The 19,624-nt window shown below is 59.8% G+C and carries 12 protein-coding genes; 7 read left to right on the forward strand and 5 right to left on the reverse strand.

All coding sequences use genetic code 11. The features are described 5' to 3' along the window. Positions 1-5 precede the first annotated feature (5 nt). Positions 6-749: a pilus assembly protein gene (locus tag KVQ82_RS06890; protein ID WP_108183699.1), complete on the forward strand. Its 744-nt coding sequence runs from the start codon at positions 6-8 to the stop codon at positions 747-749. 60 nt (positions 750-809) lie between these two features. Further along, positions 810-1,304 carry a CS1 type fimbrial major subunit gene (locus KVQ82_RS06895; RefSeq protein ID WP_222018481.1) on the forward strand — a complete coding sequence of 165 codons (495 nt, stop codon included), beginning with the start codon at positions 810-812 and terminating at the stop codon, positions 1,302-1,304. Between the two features lie 118 nt (positions 1,305-1,422). On the opposite strand, the gene KVQ82_RS06900 is transcribed toward KVQ82_RS06895, so the two are convergent. From KVQ82_RS06900 to KVQ82_RS06910, 3 genes are all read right to left on the reverse strand, one after another. After that, positions 1,423-6,111 carry an NEL domain-containing protein gene (locus KVQ82_RS06900; protein WP_222018482.1) on the reverse strand — a complete coding sequence of 1,563 codons (4,689 nt, stop codon included), beginning with the start codon at positions 6,109-6,111 and terminating at the stop codon, positions 1,423-1,425. 156 nt (positions 6,112-6,267) lie between these two features. Continuing rightward, positions 6,268-9,381: a transglycosylase domain-containing protein gene (locus tag KVQ82_RS06905; protein ID WP_222018483.1), complete on the reverse strand. Its 3,114-nt coding sequence runs from the start codon at positions 9,379-9,381 to the stop codon at positions 6,268-6,270. A gap of 297 nt (positions 9,382-9,678) precedes the next feature. Next, positions 9,679-10,137: a transposase gene (locus KVQ82_RS06910; RefSeq protein WP_222018484.1), complete on the reverse strand. Its 459-nt coding sequence runs from the start codon at positions 10,135-10,137 to the stop codon at positions 9,679-9,681. A 546-nt stretch (positions 10,138-10,683) separates the two neighbouring features. Between KVQ82_RS06910 and KVQ82_RS06915 the strand changes: the two genes are divergently transcribed. From KVQ82_RS06915 to KVQ82_RS06930, 4 genes are all read left to right on the forward strand, one after another. Next, positions 10,684-12,102, forward strand: coding sequence for an amino acid permease (locus tag KVQ82_RS06915; RefSeq protein ID WP_095668395.1), 1,419 nt, complete (start codon positions 10,684-10,686; stop codon positions 12,100-12,102). A 197-nt stretch (positions 12,103-12,299) separates the two neighbouring features. Then, positions 12,300-13,787: a glucosyltransferase domain-containing protein gene (locus KVQ82_RS06920; RefSeq protein WP_222018485.1), complete on the forward strand. Its 1,488-nt coding sequence runs from the start codon at positions 12,300-12,302 to the stop codon at positions 13,785-13,787. A gap of 114 nt (positions 13,788-13,901) precedes the next feature. Next, on the forward strand, positions 13,902-14,264 hold the full coding sequence (locus KVQ82_RS06925) for a GtrA family protein (protein WP_222018486.1): 363 nt from the start codon (positions 13,902-13,904) through the stop codon (positions 14,262-14,264). Further along, a complete protein-coding gene (locus KVQ82_RS06930) occupies positions 14,261-15,904 on the forward strand; it encodes a glycosyltransferase family 39 protein (protein ID WP_222018487.1) in 1,644 nt (547 codons plus the stop codon). Before KVQ82_RS06925 ends, KVQ82_RS06930 begins: the two co-directional genes overlap by 4 nt. Here KVQ82_RS06930 and KVQ82_RS06935 read toward each other — a convergent pair. Further along, entirely contained in the window at positions 15,838-17,457 is a 1,620-nt protein-coding gene (locus tag KVQ82_RS06935; RefSeq protein ID WP_222018488.1) for an FMN-binding glutamate synthase family protein, read from the reverse strand. The genes KVQ82_RS06930 and KVQ82_RS06935 overlap by 67 nt on opposite strands. 241 nt (positions 17,458-17,698) lie before the next feature. Then, positions 17,699-18,499, reverse strand: coding sequence for a LuxR C-terminal-related transcriptional regulator (locus KVQ82_RS06940; protein ID WP_222018489.1), 801 nt, complete (start codon positions 18,497-18,499; stop codon positions 17,699-17,701). A 124-nt stretch (positions 18,500-18,623) separates the two neighbouring features. Between KVQ82_RS06940 and KVQ82_RS06945 the strand changes: the two genes are divergently transcribed. Then, positions 18,624-19,445, forward strand: a complete 822-nt coding sequence (locus KVQ82_RS06945) for a carbon-nitrogen hydrolase family protein (RefSeq protein WP_222018490.1) — start codon at positions 18,624-18,626, stop codon at positions 19,443-19,445. Positions 19,446-19,624: the final 179 nt, after the last annotated feature.

The following is a 19,624-nucleotide window of genomic DNA, read 5'->3' on the forward strand; positions in this document are numbered from 1 at the left end:
CAGGTATGAAAGGTCTATGGGTTTTATTGGGGTTGAGCCTGTTTTGCTCAGGTGTTCAGGCCGGGCCACAAATCAATGTCGGCACGGTCTACGACTACCTCGACAGCGACAAGAGCACCTATCTCAAGCGCGTGTTCAACAGTGGCGACGGCACAGCATTCGTCAAGGTCAACATTCTGGAGATCATTTACGACGCTGATGGCAGCCACCGCGAAGTCCCGGTCAGGCAGCAAGCCGATGGCAGCAGCCGTGATGGACTGATGGCCAGTCCGGCACGGTTGATTGTGCCGGCCAACGGCATGCAGGCCACCCGTCTGGTGCTGATGGGCAAGCGCGATACCGAGCGCTATTTCCGGGTGCGCTTCGTGCCGGTGGTGCCGGAAAAGGAAGACCAGTTCGCCGTTTCCAGCGAAGAGCGCGAGGCTTACAAGGAAAACCTCTCGGCCGGCGTCAATGTCATGACCGGGTTTGGCACGGTGTTCTTTGTCCGGCCGAAAAATGCTCGGTTCGACACGGTCATCGATGACAGTGCCGGGGTTTATCGGCTGCGTAACAACGGCAATACGGTGGTGGTGATCGATGAGTTTCGCAACTGCTCGCAAAAGAAAGAGACCGAATGCGAGCCGACCACCAAGCACCACCTACTGGCCGGCAAGTCGTTCGAATTCGAGAAGAAACCTGGCCGGGAATACCGTTTCAACCTGGTCGAAGGTGCAGCCAGAAAAACGCTGCGCGTCGCCAGCCAGTAACCCGCGGCGGCAAACGAGGGATTCGCCCTGCCGCTTTTTTCGACGCAACAGGTAGCTGACATGATCAAGCAATCGACCATCGCTTTGTGCAGCGTGATGGCGCTGGCAAGTGCGCAAGCGTTCGCGGCCAGGGAAGCGCGCACGTTCGAGGTGTCGGTGGATATACCGACTCTGGACTTCTATGTGCTTCCCGCCGAAGCCAACTGGATTCACCTGCAACAGACGTTGCCGTGGAATATTCATACCTCGACCTTGCAGGGGCTGCGCAAGAATTTCGATGTCAAACACAGCACCAGCGCAATCGAAGCGCGGCTGGACGCCGAGCCCTATCTGTTCAACGGGCGGGACGCTATCTTTTTGCAGGTCAGTTTCAATGGTCAGCCGTTGAGCCATGATCCCATCCCCCGGGAAGTGGTTTCGGCGGAGCAGGCCAGAAAAGGTGGGCGCTTTGCACTGGAGATCCAGCCGAAGGTGCCTGCCGATGGCTACAAACCCGGGACCTATCATGGCACCGTACAACTGATCTTCAGTGCCACTCCTCCCTCGGGTGTCTAACACCGCCATGGCGCTCCTTTTCCGGTGGCAGACTGGCTGAAAGCCGTTCTGCCACCGGACTGCGCTGGCACCATTGCTCGGCGGCGCACGCCTGCGATTGTGCCAGCGCGGTTTACCGTTACAGACCGGCGCGTCTCATGGCATCACGAGTCAAGCGTCTGGCCAGAGCCTTTTCCTCATCCACCAAATCGATCAGCACGCGGTTATAGGTCGCTTCGCTGATCGGTGTATCAGCGAACAGCACGGTGTCGGGGATCGGCAGATCGGCAGCGAGTTCGCGCAGTCGGCTGCGCCGCTCGGCGCGCTGTTGATCCGTGGTCGAATCCAGCCATTCCTGCTGCACTTCGCGTAAGGTTTCCAGTTGTTCGAACAGCTTCAGGTAGCGATGCTTGTTCGAGGCCAGGCGCGCTGGAAACTGTTCTTGCAGGTAGTTCTGCCAGAAGTCCTGTTCGAGCATCTTGTCCACCAGGCCATCGCCTTCACCCAGTGCCAGCACTGTGTCGTACGCCGTATCAATCATCGCGTCAGTCACGCCCGACACCGGTCGGAACAACATGGATTCGGTCTGCCAGGGCAGGCCCAGGCGTCTGGCCAGGCCGGTCTGATACGCCAGATAGACTTCGACATCGTCAGGATTGCCGCCTCGGCTGTCGACGTCCGCACGGGCAATGTCGTTCACCTGTTCCAGGCGCGCCGCGCCCTGGGCCAGGGTGACCAGTCTGTTTTCCAGTTCCCGGGAGCCGATCGCGTAGGCATAGGCCTCGGAAGCCAGCACGTTGATGCCCATGTGGTTGAACAACTGAGCGCCGGCGTCCGCGCAGTCCACCGGAGCGACCACCATGGTGAACAGTTTTTCCCGCAGCCGACTGTCGTGGTGCACGGCATCGAGCATGCGCCACACACGCTGCATCAGTTGCTGGCGCAGTTCACCGCCGGCGCGGTAGTCGGCGAATTCGCGTACACCGAGCAGCGTCGCCATGAACGGTTGCGCAGCCGGTTCCTCCACCAGCTCCGACCAAGGCGTTTCCCGGTTGATGCCCCAACCGGGCACGTCGCTCCAATAATCGGCGCCAAACGCGGAAATGATCGAGAAATTGCGTACCGGGTCGGCCGGCAGAAGCGTTTCCTCGGGCAGGCCCACCGCGCGTCGATGGGTCTGATAGATCACCTGATTGACCTCAGACAGGCTGACCACGTCCAGGCGCGTACGTGCCACCAGCCACTGTGCCTCGGAGCCGCTGACCACCTCCGGAATTGTCGTCAGCGGATTGCCGCGCAGGTCAAGTAATAAGCCACGGGGACGAGGTCTGGCCAGAATGCCTTCAGGCCAGGCGGTCAGCCCGGTGTTCTGCAGGCCCACCACCTTGAGCCTGGGCATGCGTGACAGGTTCGGCGACAGCCCCAGCGGGTTGTCATCGAGTTTCAGCACTTCCAGGTACGTCAGGCTGCGTAAACGCTCGACGGCGACGGCATCCAGCACAATCTTGTTATCGCTCAGACGCAAGCGCTCGAGGCGGCGCAAGGACGTGCCGATGCGCTCTGGCAAACGGGGCAGGTCGCAGCCTTTGGCGCTCAGTTCGATCAGGTGCGGGAAGTCCTTGAGCAAGCCGCTGGAATCAGTGGCAAAGCGTGTGTTATCGAGTTTGAGCACGGTGACCTTGTCGAGGAATTTTTTCAGTTCCGGACGTTTGGCCCACCAGGTTTCCAGGTTCAGGGGAAGCATTTCGCGCGACAGATCCAGCGCGTAAGAGGATGGATCGCTGCGTTGTCCCAAGTGTTCAGTCTTGCGTTCAAAGCAAGCCAGCAGACGTTCGTGAATGTGTAATCCGCCGCCATCGCGAAAGTCATGGCTGCCCGGTCCCCAGGTGTCCGGTTGCTGATAGCGCCAGCGATTGACCGTTTCACGCAGTTCATCCAGATCGTTCTCCATTGCCTCGATGGCTTTGAGCGGTTCGCCCTGTTCGGTCAAGGCCTGGGCGAAGGCATCGACCTCGCGCGCAGTGAAGTGCGGATGCAGATCTTCGATGCGTTCGTGCAGGCTCGCGCCGTCTCGGCTCAAACCGCCTCCGCGCACCAACAGTTGGGTGTCGAATTGAACAACGGGGCGGATCGGCGGTTCGGCCAGCACCGTGCGCCGTTCGCTCGGAGCGGTGGTTTTGGCAATGATCCATTGCTTGAGCTGCTCGGTGTCGCGGGTGCTGTAACCCAGTACGCTTCGACCCTGATGTTCGCTCGCGTAGAGAATCGCTTCATACAGACCGCAAGCCCGGCGCAGCAGTTGATTCGAGCCATCGCGCACCTGATAAAGGTTCTCGCCAGTGCGCACCAGCACCCGGACCCGCTCGGCCGACTCGGCGCCGGCACTGCTGCGCAGGGGGCCGTCGAATGTTCCGTCACGGATGTCGATCCGCAGCGCGCCAAAGGCATCGCTGTGATGACGCAACGCGCCCAAGGCCAGGCGTTCGCTCTCGACCGTGATCAGCGCTTCGCGTTGCAGCCCTTGCGCCGCTCGAACCGACTGCACCTCAAACTCCAGCTCGCGAGCCAGGGTTTTCAGACGCAACGGCACCTGCCGTCGCAGGGTGATCCGCTGCATCTCCAGCGGACGGGCTTGGCTAATAACACGTTCGGCCAGCACCGGCGTCAGTTGCGGGCAGTCACGCAGTACCCGGGCGGCCGGGGCAGAAAGAGCCGGCGCCGCGTCCTCGGGTGCCGGCTGGCTTGCCAGGCGCAGCAGGGTATCGGCCAGCAGAGGCGGGGACGGCGCGTTTTCCACATGCATGCGCCGCAGGATGTTCTCATCGGTGCCAGTCAACTGGCGAATCTGTTCCAGTTGCGCATCGCTGAATCCATCGGTGGCATGGCCGATTCGGCGCATCAACTGCGGGCCTTGCCACTGGCGCGGGTTTTCCGATTCACAGACCCATGCGCCATGGCTGTTGTGCCTGAGTGTCGGCGCGTAGGCGTCGGGGCGGCGTGGATGACGAATCCGGTGTTCACCGCTCAGTGGATCCCGGGTCACCTCGAACACCTGCTGATCCAGCTTCACCACGTGCTTGCTGCCCAGCGGGTGCAAGCCTTGCGCATCGGGACGGGTGGTGGCGGGCAGTATCTGGTCGGTCACACGATACGGAGTGAGGTCGGGGTTCCAGAGGCGCGTCTGGCCGTCGCTGAGTTTTACCGGCTTCAGGCTTTCAAAAAACGGCGAGAGCCTGACCAGTGCCGCGCTACCCAGCTTGGCACCGGCAGCGAAAATCCCCAGTTGCACGATACTTTCCAGCACACCGATGGCTTGAGCACCGGCTTGGGCCAAGTGACCTTCGGCCAGGTCGACGATTCCCTCGACAATCTGATCGGTGACCTGGTACGCGGTATAGGCCAGCATCAATACGCCCAGCTCGGGAACGAAGGGCACGGCCACCAGCATCGCCAGATTGAGCATGTCCGTCAGGATTTTTTCCAGATTGTCCCACCATGCCCAGCGGGCCATGCGGTCGGCGTATTCGGTGGCTATCGCAATCTCCCGGGCATCGTTGAGAATCTTGTTGAGTTTCTGTTGGTAGAGGTACTGCCACAGGTCGCCGGTAAAGCGTGTTTCGCGATCCTGTTGAACCGGCGCTACGCGAAATTGCAGGTTGGGATGATTCACAGGCGTATCGCGCCAGTTGGGCAAGTTCGACCCGGAGGGCGTCGCCTGCCATGTCACATGGCTGAGGCGCTCATTCAGTCGGGCGAAGAAATAGCCTCGCTGGCGCTGCGGGACAAACTGACTGAAAAACCGCTGGTAAGACGAGGACGGAGAGGTGTCGCGCAACTGGCGGGTCAGCTCGGCCATGAACGCCAGTGAATCGGGATATTGCTTGAGTGGGTGTTCCGGGTCGTGGGGCACATAGGCCAGAACCGGCAGGGGCCGCGTGGCGGCAAGCGGGTCGGCGCTGATCAGTACGATGCCTGTCAGCGGTGTGTCCATCATCGTCAGCGTGTGATAGCGCACAGCCTTGCCGTGCCACAGTACTTGTGCACGGTCTTCGAGCATGCCTTGCACCACTTCAAATGCCTGACGGTCGATGTCGCCCTTGAGCAGGGCCATGCGCGCGGCGACTCGCAGTGTCTGTTTCTGGCTGTGCGTCACCTTGAGCTGCAGGTATTGACGGGCTACCTGGTTTTTCGAAAGCACGAATTCGTGCAAGTGGGCCTGGTAGCGCGCGCCGATATCCAACTCGCGACACAATGCCTTGAACTGCTCGATGCTGATCTTGTGCTTGAGTGCCTTGACCGAAAACTGCCCGAGCGCATCGGGACGGGTGATAAAGCAGGAGTCGGCAGTGAACGTTTCGTCGCTGGAAAAGTTATGCAATGCCGCGTCCAGCAGCGACACCGTGCGACTCTGCGTGCCGTTGGCAAAGTCATGCGCCCACCAGGACGTTTTGACTGGCATGTACAGCCGCACCCAGGTGTCCTCGACATCGTCCTCGACACCGAAGCGCGTCTTCAAGGCCTGTTGCAGCAAGGGTCTGGCGAAGGTGCGCGCATCCTGCAGCTTGCTCAGTGCGCGATCGATGTTGTTCTGCGCGGTCCATGCCTGGCGCATTTCATCCTTGAGCCGTTGATGCTCGCTGGCCGCAGCGCTGCGATGCCATGCAGGCATGGTCAAGGTGACGTTTTTCAATGATTCGACCCGTGCTGCCGAAGCCTTGTACAGCCAGTCGGGAAGGGCATCTTTAACCAGATCGTGATGGACACTTTTATGACCTTGGGCAGAAGGCGTCTGCTGCGATCGATACAGTGTCAGGGAAGGGTTGGGCATGGCCTGATCGTCCGTTGATCAAAATGGAACGATCAGACTAAGAAATGACCCGGCGCGAAAAAAGCGCAAAAACAGGTTGGAAGCGCGGCGTGTTTACGCCGCGAAACAGCGGAAATTCAACGGCAAAAAATACTCCGTTACCACCCAGGCGCCAGCCTAACGTGCTGCGGTCATCGGGTCGGGCTGGCACAGGGTATGCGTACCCGGCTGCAGATACGGCGAAAGGATCGGTGCCATGCCCTTGAGCACCTGCACCGGCAGCGCCGAGGTGAACTTGAAGTTCTCCGCCGAACGCCCGGGGACGAACGCGGTAAGCGTGCCGAAGTGGTTGTTGCCGATGTAGAACACGAAGGTCGCGGTGCGGTTGATCGACTTGGAGCTGAGGATCCGCCCGCCGGAGCCGATGGCTTCGATGCGGTTGTCGCCGGTGCCGGTCTTGCCACCCATCACCAACGGCGTGCCGTCGGCGATCTTGAAACTGCCGGACACCCGTTTCGCCGTGCCCGAGTCCACCACTTGCGAAAGGGCTTCGCGCATCGCCGTCGCGACCTCCGACGGCATCACCCGTTTACCGACATGCGGGTCGTTGGTCAGTCTCGTTTCATAGGGTGTACCCGCGGCAAAGTGCAGGCTGTCGATGCGCAGGGTCGGCATGCGCACGCCGTCGTTGAGGATGGTGCCGATCAGCTCGGCCAGCGCGGCAGGGCGATCGCCGGAGCTGCCAATGGCGGTGGCCAGCGACGGCACCAGATGGTCGAACGGATAGCCGACTTTCTGCCAGCGCTGGTGAATCTCGAGGAACGCTTCGATTTCGAGCATGGTGCGGATGCGGCTGTCACGGGCGCCCTTGTGTTTACTCTTGAACAGCCAGCTGTAGACCTCCTGACGCTCGAACTGGCTGGCCTTGACGACCTGACTGAAGGTGGCATCCGGGTTGTGCAGCAGGTAGCCCATCAACCACAGGTCCAGCGGGTGCACCTTGGCGATGAAGCCCTGATCTGGCAGATCGTAGGTGCCCGGGCCGTAGGCGTCGTACAGCCGGATCAGACGATCGTCGGTGAGTTTTTCGGTGAGCTTGGCGCCTTTCAGGTGCGCGCGCACGAAGCTGTTGAAGTCTTCCTGACTGGCGTTGGGCAGCAGGTAACGATGCACGGCGGCCATGCGGATCGGCGTCGGGCGCATGCTGTCGAGGAAGGTGTCGAGGCGCGCCTGGGTGTCCTTGTTCTTGTACTTCTTCCAGAACTTGAGCAGGAACGAGGTGCCCTCGCGGTCAGCGAAACTGGCCAGGTATTCCTGCCGCCGCGGATCGCGGTCGTCCTTGAGCAATTCGGCGCTGCTGTTGGGGCCGGAGTAGGTGACGTAGCGCACCACATCGCGCATCAGGCGAATGAACGGCAGGTTGATCGATTCGCGCAGGGCGTCGCGCAAGGTCGGCAGGCGGCCGTTGTCTTCCTTGCGAAAGTTATGGAACACATGCAGGCCGCCACCGGTGAAAAACGCCTCGCCGGGGCTGGCGGAGTATTTGCGGTCGAGCGCGGCACCGAGCATTTTCGACAGGTCGTGATCCTTGTTCTGTATCAAGTAATCGATCACCCACTGGCTGAGGCGATCTTGATCCGGCACCTCGACTTTCTTCAGTTCCGGCACGCTCATGGCGCCGTACTTGTCGTGCAGTTCGGAGATGATCTGCAAGTAAGTGGTGAGCACGCGCATTTTCGCCGTCGAGCCGAGCTCCAGCTTGCTGCCCTCGTTAATGTCGAACGGCTGATCGGTGCTGTCAGTCTGCACGCGTACCCGCGAGCCGTCCGGGGTCAGTTCGAACAGGGTGAAGCTGTACCGCACCTGGGTGGTGCTGGTGGGGGTGAGCAAGCGTTCGCCAATCAGACCGATCTGCCCGGCGAACGCGGGATCGGCGAGCTTTTTCAGGTAGTCGGTGGCCTGGGTTTGCAGATCGCCCTGCAAGGTGCTGGTGGCTGACAGGTCGAGCCGATCGAGGTCGTACAGCGGGCGATTGAGCATCGTCGCCAGACGGCTGCGGGCAACGCTGATGCCCTTGTTGGTTTCGATCGGCTGGAGGGTCGGCTGGGTCTGCCAGTCGCGGTAAGTGACCTTGCTCGCCAGCGCGGCATCGGCCAGTGCGCTGTCGATCACGCCGTTCTGCTTGAGCAGGCGCAAGTGGCTGTCGGTGAGGTCGGCGAGTTCTTCACGGCCCTTGGTCAGGTAATGCGAAGGACGGCGCTGGGCGATCATCAGCGAGAGCATTTCGCGCAGGGCCAGGCCTTTGTCGGCCATGGTTTTCGGGTCGGTGGCCGGGCTGTTCAGCTGTGCATTGGCCTGGTTGAAGTCGCTGCCGTACCAGACCCGCAAACCTTCGGCCATGCCATGGACTTCACCGTGCCCCGGTACAGCGGAAAGCGGCACGCTGTTGAGGTAGTCGCGGATGATGTTCTGCCGCGCGCCGAGGGTTTGCGGCCCGGGCTGATAGGCGCGCACGCTGGCGGAAATCATCTGGCGGATCTTCTCCGCACCGGACACCGTCAGGCCATCGGGCGAGTGCCGGTACTTCTCCAGTTGCGTCGCCAAAGTGCTGCCGCCCGCCGATTGCCCCGGCAGGTGCAGCAGCTTCGCCACCTGCGACCAGGCGGCCATGCCGAAGCGCGGCCAGTCCACCGCCGGGTTGGCCAGCGGTTGTTTGGGGTCGAGCAGAAAGCGGTTTTCGATGAACAGCAAACTGCTGACCACCACTGGCGGAATGGCTGCAAAACTCGAATACAGCTGCTGCGGGTACTTGTACTGATACAACGGCGCAGCGCGGCAATCGGTAATCGACAGCCCGGCCTGGATCTTTTCCGAATAGGGCACGAACAGGCCTTTGTCGGTGTAGCTCAGCAGCGCCGGAGAAAACCGCGTCTGCTCGGTGATCACGTAGTCGCGCTTGAGCAGGCGCGGCAAGAATTCATCGAGAGAGCTGTAACCCAGACGCAGATCGAACGGCCCATTGCCCGGGTAGCGGATCGCTTCGCTGGGGCCGGGTTCCAGCTGATATTTGAGCGAGGCGGCGTACTGGCTCAGCTCCCGGGACTGAAAACGCGAGGTGCGCATCTCCTTGCTCGCGGCCAGACCCACGACGATGGCAATAATCAGCAGCAATAACCAGAACGCCTTCCAGCCATGCCGGTTGCGGCGTTTTTTGGGGGGGACAGGCGCTTCATCCACACGTTCAGTCGGAACCACGGCTTTACTCGAATCGGTTTGCCACAAAGCGCCCATAGTCGATTGATCCATTCACGCAGATTGATCGGACTTGACTGAAGCTTAGACGGTGGTTGGTGATGGGGAAAAAAATGTGCGGGGAAGTCATCTGAATAAAACTGAAGTCGCTGGCTGTGGAGGTTATCTGTGGCGAGGGGACTTATCTGTGGTGAGGGGATTCATCCCCGATGGGGCGCGAAGCGGCCCCTCACCAATGATGACCGCATTTGAAGAGCTTGGGCCTGCTGCGCAGGCCATCGGGGATAAATCCCCTCGCCACAGATGAATTGACATAATTTAGTTTCAGTAATGGGCCTAGAGCCAGCAGGCGTCCCAAAGCGGGTAATCGCCAATCCGCTCCACCAATCCTGCCCGTAGCGGATTGGCGATGATGTATCGGGCGAACGGTTTCAAGTCTTCGCCGTCACGAATCGCCCGGTCGTGGAAACCGGTTTGCCACAATCGGCCGCGACGACCGGTTTTCCTGTTAACGGTTTGGGTGCAACGCGCCTTAACCGCGCCAACAACAGCGCCCAGACTGCCGCTGCTCAACTGCATCAGCCAATGAAAGTGATCAGGCATGATCACCCACGCAATGGATTCTATTAAGCCTTGTTCATGGGCATGGCGAAACTCTGCAACCAATAAACGGCCTGTGCGCCAGTCGGAAAATATCGGCTGGCGGTCATACACAACTGAAGTGACGAAATAGGCTCGGCCTGTTTCGGAATGTCGGCCTAAACGAAGACGGTAGGTATTTGGTTTGACTGGCATGTTCGCCCCTGCGTTCAGTAATCAAGGTCTGAAGGCTAGCGGCGGCTTGCTCTTGGGAGATCTGTAAATGCCGTAGGAGTTTTCGTTTTTCAGGTGGGGGTGGGAAAATTGAAGTCACCTGTGGCGAGGGGATTTATCCCCGATGGGTCGCGAAGCGGCCCTTTCCTGGGGGGACCAGATTTTGAATAGCTTGGGCCTGCTGCGCAGGCCCTCGGAGATGAATCTCCTCACCACAAGGGCATGACGGTGCACCAATGCTGTGCAATACTCGCTGGCCTTTTTAGTGGGGAAAAATCCTACGGAGTCCAGGTAATGCCTCTCCGTAAACCGGCGGAATGCCGAGATTTCCCGCTGAATGTTGCGGTTTATAGAGTGAAAAGCCCTGTCACAAGCTTTTTATACTGCACGCCCCGCTGATCTTGCAGGTCGGGACCTGCGAGACGCGTTTGCCCACGAGGCCGGCGCGGTTTCGGGAAGTTCAGGCCTATCGGTCGACGCTTCGCCACTCGGCGGTCATATCCAATAACAAGACGAGGTTGTATCCCTATGCCAGTCGGCAATCACCTGCCCCATGGCGAGACCGCTCACGGCGGCCCGCTCAAACGCGAACTCGGTGAACGGCATATCCGCCTGATGGCGCTCGGCGCCTGTATCGGTGTCGGCCTGTTCCTGGGTTCGGCCAAGGCCATTGAAATGGCCGGTCCGGCGATCATGCTCTCCTACATTCTCGGCGGCCTGGCGATCCTGGTGATCATGCGCGCCCTCGGTGAAATGGCCGTGCACAATCCGGTGGCCGGCTCGTTCAGCCGCTACGCCCAGGACTACCTCGGCCCGTTGGCGGGCTTTCTCACCGGCTGGAACTACTGGTTCCTGTGGCTGGTGACCTGCGTCGCGGAAATCACGGCGGTCGCCGTGTACATGGGCATCTGGTTCCCCGATGTGCCGCGCTGGATCTGGGCCCTGGCGGCGCTGGTCAGCATGGGTTCGATCAACCTGATCGCGGTAAAGGCCTTCGGTGAATTCGAGTTCTGGTTCGCCCTGATCAAGATCGTCACCATCATCGCCATGGTCATCGGCGGCGTCGGCATCATTGCCTTCGGTTTCGGCAACGACGGCGTGGCGCTGGGGATTTCCAACCTGTGGGCCCATGGCGGCTTCATGCCCAACGGCGTGACCGGTGTGCTGATGTCCCTGCAAATGGTCATGTTCGCCTACCTCGGTGTCGAGATGATCGGCCTGACCGCCGGTGAAGCGAAGAACCCGCAGAAAACCATTCCCGATGCGATCGGCTCGGTGTTCTGGCGCATTCTGCTGTTCTACGTGGGCGCGTTGTTCGTGATCCTGTCGATTTATCCGTGGAACGAAATCGGCACTCAAGGCAGCCCGTTCGTGATGACCTTCGAGCGTCTGGGCATCAAGACCGCTGCCGGCATCATCAACTTCGTGGTGATCACGGCGGCACTGTCGTCGTGCAACGGCGGCATCTTCAGCACCGGGCGCATGCTGTACAGCCTGGCGCAGAACGGTCAGGCCCCGGCCGGTTTCGCCAAGACCTCCAACGGCGTGCCACGCCGGGCACTGCTGCTGTCGATTTTCGCGCTGCTGATCGGTGTGCTGCTCAACTACCTGGTGCCGGAGAAAGTCTTCGTCTGGGTGACGTCGATTGCCACCTTCGGCGCGATCTGGACCTGGGTCATGATCCTGCTGGCGCAACTGAAATTCCGCAAAGGTTTGAGCGCCAGCGAACGTGCCGGCCTGAAATACAAGATGTGGCTGTACCCGGTCAGTTCTTACTTCGCGCTGGCGTTCCTGGTGCTGGTGGTCGGCCTGATGGCGTACTTCCCGGACACCCGCGTGGCACTGTATGTGGGGCCGGCGTTCCTGGTGTTGCTGACGGTGTTGTTCTACGTGTTCAAGTTGCAGCCGAGCGGTGAAACGCAGGGCGCGGTGCGTTCGGCCACTTGATGTAGGCGATAGCAAAAGCAAAAGATCGCAGCCTTCGGCAGCTCCTACAGGGTTAATACATTTCCCATGTAAGCGCTGCCGCAGGCTGCGATCTTTTGCCGTTTTACCGCCGGTCTGAAAGAGCGATACAAACCCAGAAGCAAGGCTCAAACCTGTATCACTCAGCATTCCCGCGCGGCAGTAACCGAGGCGCAGACATGAGGGCGAGCGCATTTCTCGAGCGAGAGCTCAGTCAGCGGCAAGTCGTGCTGTTCTTCCTGCTTGCCACCGCGCTGTACGTCCTGCCGCTGATCCTCGCTGACTTTCCTTACATCGACGACAACTGGCGTACGCTGGCCGCCGCTAATGCCTGGGCCGGGCAGGGCCGATTGTTTGCCGACTGGTTTTATCAGGCGCTGACGTTCACCGGGGCGGCACCGAACATCTATCCGTTACCCCTGTTGCTCGCGGTCGTGGCGATGAGTCTGGCGCTGACTCGGCTGACTGTTCACTACTTTGTCGAACCGACGCTGGCCTGTTGCCTGGTCGCGTTGCCGCTCTGGTACAACCCGTTTCTGCTGCAGAACCTGTCCTATCAATACGACGGCCCGATCATGGCCTTGAGCATGGTCGCGGTGATCTACGCCATCACGTTCGACGCTTCATCGCGGGTACAGCGCTGGCTGGTACCGGCGGCGTTGCTGGCGCTGGCGATCGGGCTGTATCAGATCAGCCTCAATGTGTTTCTCGGTCTGTGTGGTGTCGAGTTGATCAGGGCTGTTCAGCGGCAAACTCAGTGGCCGCAGATCTTGCGGATGCTGGGCTGGAAGCTCGCACAAGCGGGCCTCGGCATCCTGATCTATAGCATCACGGCTTATCCGTTCATGGAGACGTTGCGAAGAACGGATCTGTTGAACCCGGACACCCACCCGCTGTTGCAGATCGGCATCAATTTCTCCCGGGTGCTACAGAATGTTGCGCTGCTGTTTCACGGCGGCTACTCGTGGGTTTTCGCTGCACTGGTGTTGTGTGCATTCGCGGGCTGTCTGCGTCTGGTTCGGGGCCGCCAACGCCGTTGGCCAAGCCTGCTGCTGTGTTTGCTCACGCTGCCCGTTCTGGTCTTGCTGGTGCCCGGAATCACCCTGCTGTTTCGGGATTTCAATGAAGGCGCGCGGACCCTGATGGGGTTCGGCGTGTTACTGCTGGGGCTGTTCTATCTGGCGCACGTTGCGCTGGCGTCCGGGCACCGCCGATTGCCCTTGCTGCTGATCATTGCGCTGCTGGCGACACTCTCGCTGTCCTTCGCCTATGGCCGGGTGCTGAGCCTGCAGAAAACCTTTGCCAACAGCGCGCTGTACAGCTTGAGCCACGACATCGCCGCCCATCGTGAACTACGTGAAGCGAAACGGATTTACCTCTCGGTCAGCTACTCCGATCGCTGGCTGGCCAGTACGGCCGGTTCATTCGAACAGCTGCCGGTGTTGCACTATCTGCTCAACGTCGACTACTTCATCCTCGCGGAAAATCTGCCGTCGGCGGGCATCACCAACGTGGTCGCCGAACGCGAGCGGCGCAACGCCACCCACGTCGGTTATCAGGGTTTTCCAGCGCTGGTGGACAGCCTGTATTACCGGATTTACCTGATTGGCGATTACGGTTTCATCGTCATGAAGGAACCGCCTCACGGCAGGTTGCTGCAGTGGTAACCCTGACCGTCCGTCGCAATCCACCCCGCACCTGTAATTTCTGACAGTAGACCACTCAAGCGCCTTGCCCTAGCCTCGAAAGTCAGCCGGACCAAGCCATGGCAAGGAACCGTAATGAAAGGATTTCCTGCGCTGACAGTGATTGGCATCGCTGATGCACTTATCCACTGGCAGATTTTTTTCGTCCTGTGCAGCGCCATCGGGTTGACCCAGGCAGCCAGTAACTTCGCCGCATTCTGCGTGGCGGCGGCGTTCTCGTTTTACGTGAATATGCTCTACACCTTTGACAGCAAAACCTCGGTATTGGGCTATTTGCTGTTTATGGGGCTGATGGCGGGAGCGAGCTTCGGTACAGGCGCGATTGCCGATACGCATGGTTGGCATGGATTGCTGACGGTGACGGTGTTTAGCGTGCTGAACCTGATGTTGGGGTACTGCTTTTTCCGGTTTGTGCTGTTTCGTGGGCAACGGACATGAAACCTTGGGTAGCCGCACCTTTTTTCAAGGACGCGAATGTTTCAGTGCGGGCCGATCGGCTGGCTCTGGCGGCAGTTCTGATTATTGCGCTGTGCGTGCGGTTCTACTCCATTACTGTCCCCGTGATCTGGTATGACGAGGCTTACAGTCTGCTGCTGGCTCGAGAAGCGCCGGCGCGCATCTGGGCGTTGACCGCACTGGATGTGCATCCGCCGCTCTATTATGTGCTGCTGCATTATTGGGTGGCGGTGTGGGGAGAGTCTCCTTTGGCGGCTCGTGCATTCAGTGTGCTGGCCGATGTCGGCACGTTGTTGCTTTGCATCAAACTGATGAGTCTTGTTTCTACGCGTCAGGCAACTTGGATCGCAGCATTGCTATTGGCGTTACTGCCGATTTCGGTGCGTTACAGCCAGGAAGCACGGATGTATGCACTGCTCGGGTTTTGGCTGATGGGAGCGACGGTCGCTCTGGTGTGTTGGGCGCGACATCCTGATCAGAAACGCTTTGCGTTGATCTACGTTTTTCTGATGATTGCCGCGTTTTATACCCACTACTTCGCAGGATTGTGTGTGCTGGTTCATTGGTTGTTCTGGTGGCAGAGCCGCGGTATCCACGCCGGGACGGCAATCGCAATCGAGTATTGGTTTCTGGCCAATATTGCCATCGTGTTCTGGTACTTGCCCTGGATTCCTCATCTCCTTTACCAATTAGCTGATACGCAAGTCTCTAATTGGATAGAACCCGTGACTTTGCAGAAAGCTTTGGCGCTTGTTTGGCAGTTCACAGTGATGGGCGATGGCACCCTCCAGTCGCCGGTGTGGAAGTTGGTTCCACTGGTGTTAATGCTGCTGTTCGCGGCAATAATCACTTCAAGCAAGAACAGTGAGCAGCCTACTGGCTGGCTTCTGGTCAATTATTTTTTTGTGCCATTAACAGCCCTTTATCTGATTGCCTTGAATCATGCACTATTTGTAACTCGATACCTGCAGTTTTCGGCGCCAGCCTTGGCAATGATTACGGCGTTCGCGCTGGATAGATGGGGTTCGCGGCGCGCTTTGTCGTCCAGTACGGTTTTATTAATTTGTGTTGTTGCGCAATTACATGGGCTGGCCATGGTTTACCGACAAACCGATGGCCTTGAGGGGACGGGTGCTCGAAGAGAGAGTGAGTTCAGTACCTTGATGACTCAATTGAATCATAACGCCCGTCCGGGGGACGAAATTATTGTCAGCACGGCGTTCTGGGTCATATCGGTCGATTACTACAACACGACAGGCATTAAGCCCAAAATTGCTACCAAGTTATCGATCGACAGCTTTCTAAAACTTACGAGTCGTGGCGCATTGAGTCTGATAGACGATCCGGCTGCGCGAGTCTTTATCGATGGCGTAACGAACGCCGATTTTCATAGCCGAAGAGTTTGGTGGATTACCTATTCAAGCCTGCCCGATGGCTGGCCTCTTTTTACGCAGAGGCGAACCCCCTCTCTCGTGTTTGATGGTGTAAGTTTTTCGCTTTACTTGTTCACGCCAGACGCGCCAGCCATCGTGCCGGCCAGCACGTCTGCAACAAGTTATGCCGCCGCTATCTCCTGCGCCTCAAAACTGTCCGCCCGCGCCATCTGCCACATCCGCGAATAAAACTCGCCATTCACTTCTCCGGTGAGCAATTCCCCCGGTTTCAGAAACACATGCAGCTGCGAGAACAGCTTGATCTCGGTCGCCGACATGCGTCGCACCAGGTGCTTGGCCGAGAGCTGCGAGGGGTGGTCGAGGCCGGCGGCCGCGAGCATTTCCGCCAGGGCCTTGAGGGTATTGCGATGGAAGTTGTAGACGCGCTGGGCCTTGTCCGGGACGACGAGGGCGCGTTGACGCAGGGCGTCCTGGGTGGCGACGCCGGTCGGGCATTTGTTGGTGTGGCAGCTTTGCGACTGGATGCAGCCGATGGCGAACATGAAGCCGCGCGCGGAGTTGGCCCAGTCGGCGCCGATGGCCAGCACGCTGGCGATGTCGAACGCGCTGACGATCTTGCCGCTGGCGCCGAGCTTGATCTTGTCGCGCAGGTTCAGGCCGACCAGCGTGTTATGCACAAACAGCAGGCCTTCGCGCATCGGCACGCCGATGTGGTCGGTGAACTCCACCGGTGCGGCGCCGGTGCCGCCTTCCTTGCCGTCGACCACGATGAAGTCCGGCAGGATGCCGGTTTCCAGCATGGCCTTGGCGATGCCCATGAACTCCCACGGATGACCGAGGCAGAACTTGAAACCCACCGGTTTGCCGCCGGACAGCTCACGCAGTTGCTGGATGAACTGCATCATTTCGATCGGCGTGGAAAACGCGCTGTGGCGAGACGGCGAGATGCAGTCTTCGCCCATCAGGATGCCGCGGGTGTCGGCGATTTCCTGGGTAACTTTGTGCTTGGGCAGGATCCCGCCGTGGCCGGGTTTGGCGCCTTGGCTCATCTTGATTTCGATCATCCGCACCTGCGGATTCTGCGCCTGGGCGGCGAAGCGTTCCGGGTCGAAACGGCCATCGCTGGTACGGCAGCCGAAATAACCGCTGCCCAGTTCCCAGGTCAGGTCGCCGCCGTGTTCGCGGTGATACGGGCTGATGCTGCCTTCGCCGGTGTCGTGGGCGAAGTTGCCGAGTTTGGCGCCCTGGTTCAACGCGCGGATGGCGTTGGCGCTGAGCGAGCCGAAGCTCATGGCCGAAATGTTGAACACCGACGCCGAATACGGCTGCGTGCATTGCGGGCCGCCGACGGTGACGCGGAAACTGCTCGGGTCGCTCAAGGGCGCCGGGCGCATCGAGTGGCCGATGAATTCGAAGCCCGATTGATAGACGTCGATCAGCGTGCCGAAGGGTTTGTCGGCGGTTTCGTTCTTCGCCCGCGAATAGACCAGCGAGCGCTGGGCGCGGGAGAAGGGCAGGGCGTCGCTGTCGGATTCAAGCAGGTACTGACGGATCTCCGGGCGGATGCCTTCGACCAGATAGCGGATGTTGCCCAGGATCGGGTAGTTGCGGCGCACCGCGTGCGGGCTCTGCAGCAGGTCGAACAGACCGAGCAGGCTCAGCACGCCGGTGACGGCGGTGATTGGCCACAGCCAGTCGTGTTCGAGAAAGGGCAGGCTGGCGAGGGTGAAGATCACGCAGACGGCAAAGAAGGCGTAGCGGCTCAGGAGTGACAGGCTCATACGGTTTCCTTGGTTCGGACTCAATGGTTTGCAAACCTGTGGCAGCAGGCGGGCCTGTTGATGAGATTTATTGTGGTGAGGGGATTCATCCCCGATGGGTGGCGAAGCCGCCCCAAAACCATTCACTGCGGTTTAACTGAAAGACCGCATGCATAGTCTTGGGGCTGCTGCGCAGCCCATCGGGGATGAATCCCCTCACCACAGCAAATCAACTCCCACAGGTAAGCATTTCCACGCGTTATCAGGCGTTCTGCGCCTGGAGAAAAATCGAAAACAGCTCCGACTGGGATTTGATCCCCAGCTTGCTGTACATGTGTTTCTTATGGACTTTCACGGTTTCTACGGAGATTTCCAGCTTACGGGCGATTTCTTTACTGGAGCAACCGCTGAGCATCAAACGCCCGACATCCAGCTCCCGGGCAGTCAGTTGCGCACCCTTGAGTTGCTGCACCGACGCTTCCAGTTGCACCCGCCAGTCGGCCGGTGCAGGCGCGGCAGCGAGGGCCACGGTTTCGTTGATTTCGTACGGCAGGCGCTGGCGCAACAGACCCAGCACCCAAGGCTGGATCAATGACAGCAAGGCAATCTGTTCGCCAGTGAAACGTTGTTCACTGCCCAGCGACAGGCACAACGTGCGTTCGCCTTCGAGTTGGCAATTGAACTGGATTTCGTCGGCGACCACATTCAGACGAAAGTATCGCTGGTAATACTCGGTCAGCTCGAAATGCTCCGGTGCCACCTCCGACAGGCGATACAGCCCGGTGCGCGACTGCTCGCGGCAGGCGATGTAGAACGGATCGAGCAAGTACAACCCGCGCAGATAATCCTGAAACAACGGGTCAGGGCTGCCGTCCTCAGCGGGGCATTCGGCGAACACTTGCGGGTGCTGATCGGCGCTGAACAGCAACACCACCCAGCTATCGAACGCCACGTACTGGTCGAGCAGACGCACCAGTTGTGCCCAGAAATTCGGCTTGTCCAGTGCGTCGATCAACTGCCCGACGGCGCGGTGCCAAGCGATGTCATCAAACGAAACGGTCATGAATCTACCCCTATCGGGTTACCCCGGCCGCGTGATTCCCTGCCGGTTGCTTGCTGCGCATACTGGCCCACAGACAGCCACCGGGCAATCTTTCAGCGCCCGGCCCTGACCACAAGGACTCGCAATGAAAGTCGAACTCGCCCAACTGGCGGGCCGTGACAATGGCACCGCATACAACCTCGAACGCGCCCTTGCGGCGATTGCCGCGTGCGGTGCCGACACGCAACTGATCGTATTCCCGGAAACCCACCTGATGGGCTTCCCGACCGCCGACACCGTGGCGCAGATCGCCGAGCCGCTGGATGGCCCGACCGTCCGCGCGGTGCTGGCCGCTGCCCGCGAGCGCAACCTCGCCGTGGTGATCGGCATGGCTGAGAACGACAACGGTCGCTTCTACAACACCACGTTGCTGATCACCCCCGAAGGCATCGCCCTCAAATACCGCAAGACCCACCTTTGGGCGTCGGATCGCGGCGTGTTCGAGGCCGGCGACCGCTACGCCACCTGCGAGTGGAACGGTGTGCGCGTCGGCCTGCTGATCTGCTACGACATCGAGTTCCCGGAGTCCGCCCGCGCGTTGGCGCAACTGGGCGCCGAGTTGCTGATCGTGACCAACGGCAACATGGACCCGTACGCCCCGACTCACCGCACCGCGATCATGGCCCGTGCTCAGGAGAATCAGGCGTTTGCGCTGATGGTCAATCGCGTTGAGGCCGGGGATGACGGCTTGATGTTTGCCGGCGGCAGTGCGCTGGTCGATCCGCTGGGGACGTTGCTGTTCGAGGCGGGGCGCGAAGAAGGGACGTTCAGTGTCGAGCTGGATTTCGACCGGTTGCAGGTCGCGCGCCAGGATTACCGCTATCTGGATGATCAGCGGTTGAAGCTGCCGGGGGAGGTGGTGGAGCACGCGTGCGGATTGCGTGAGTTGCTGATTCCTGCGTGCTGAAGATCAAAAGATCGCAGCCTTCGGCAGCTCCTACATCATTGCACTGCGTACTCCTGTAGGAGCTGCCGAAGGCTGCGATCTTTTATCGATTCATCTGACTCACCCAAAAAAACAAAGCCACACCCGAAACATTCGCCGAACTCGGCTCTGCCATAAATCCAATAACATTCGGAGTAAGT

Source organism: Pseudomonas sp. AO-1, from assembly GCF_019775695.1.
Taxonomy (GTDB): domain Bacteria; phylum Pseudomonadota; class Gammaproteobacteria; order Pseudomonadales; family Pseudomonadaceae; genus Aquipseudomonas; species Aquipseudomonas parakoreensis.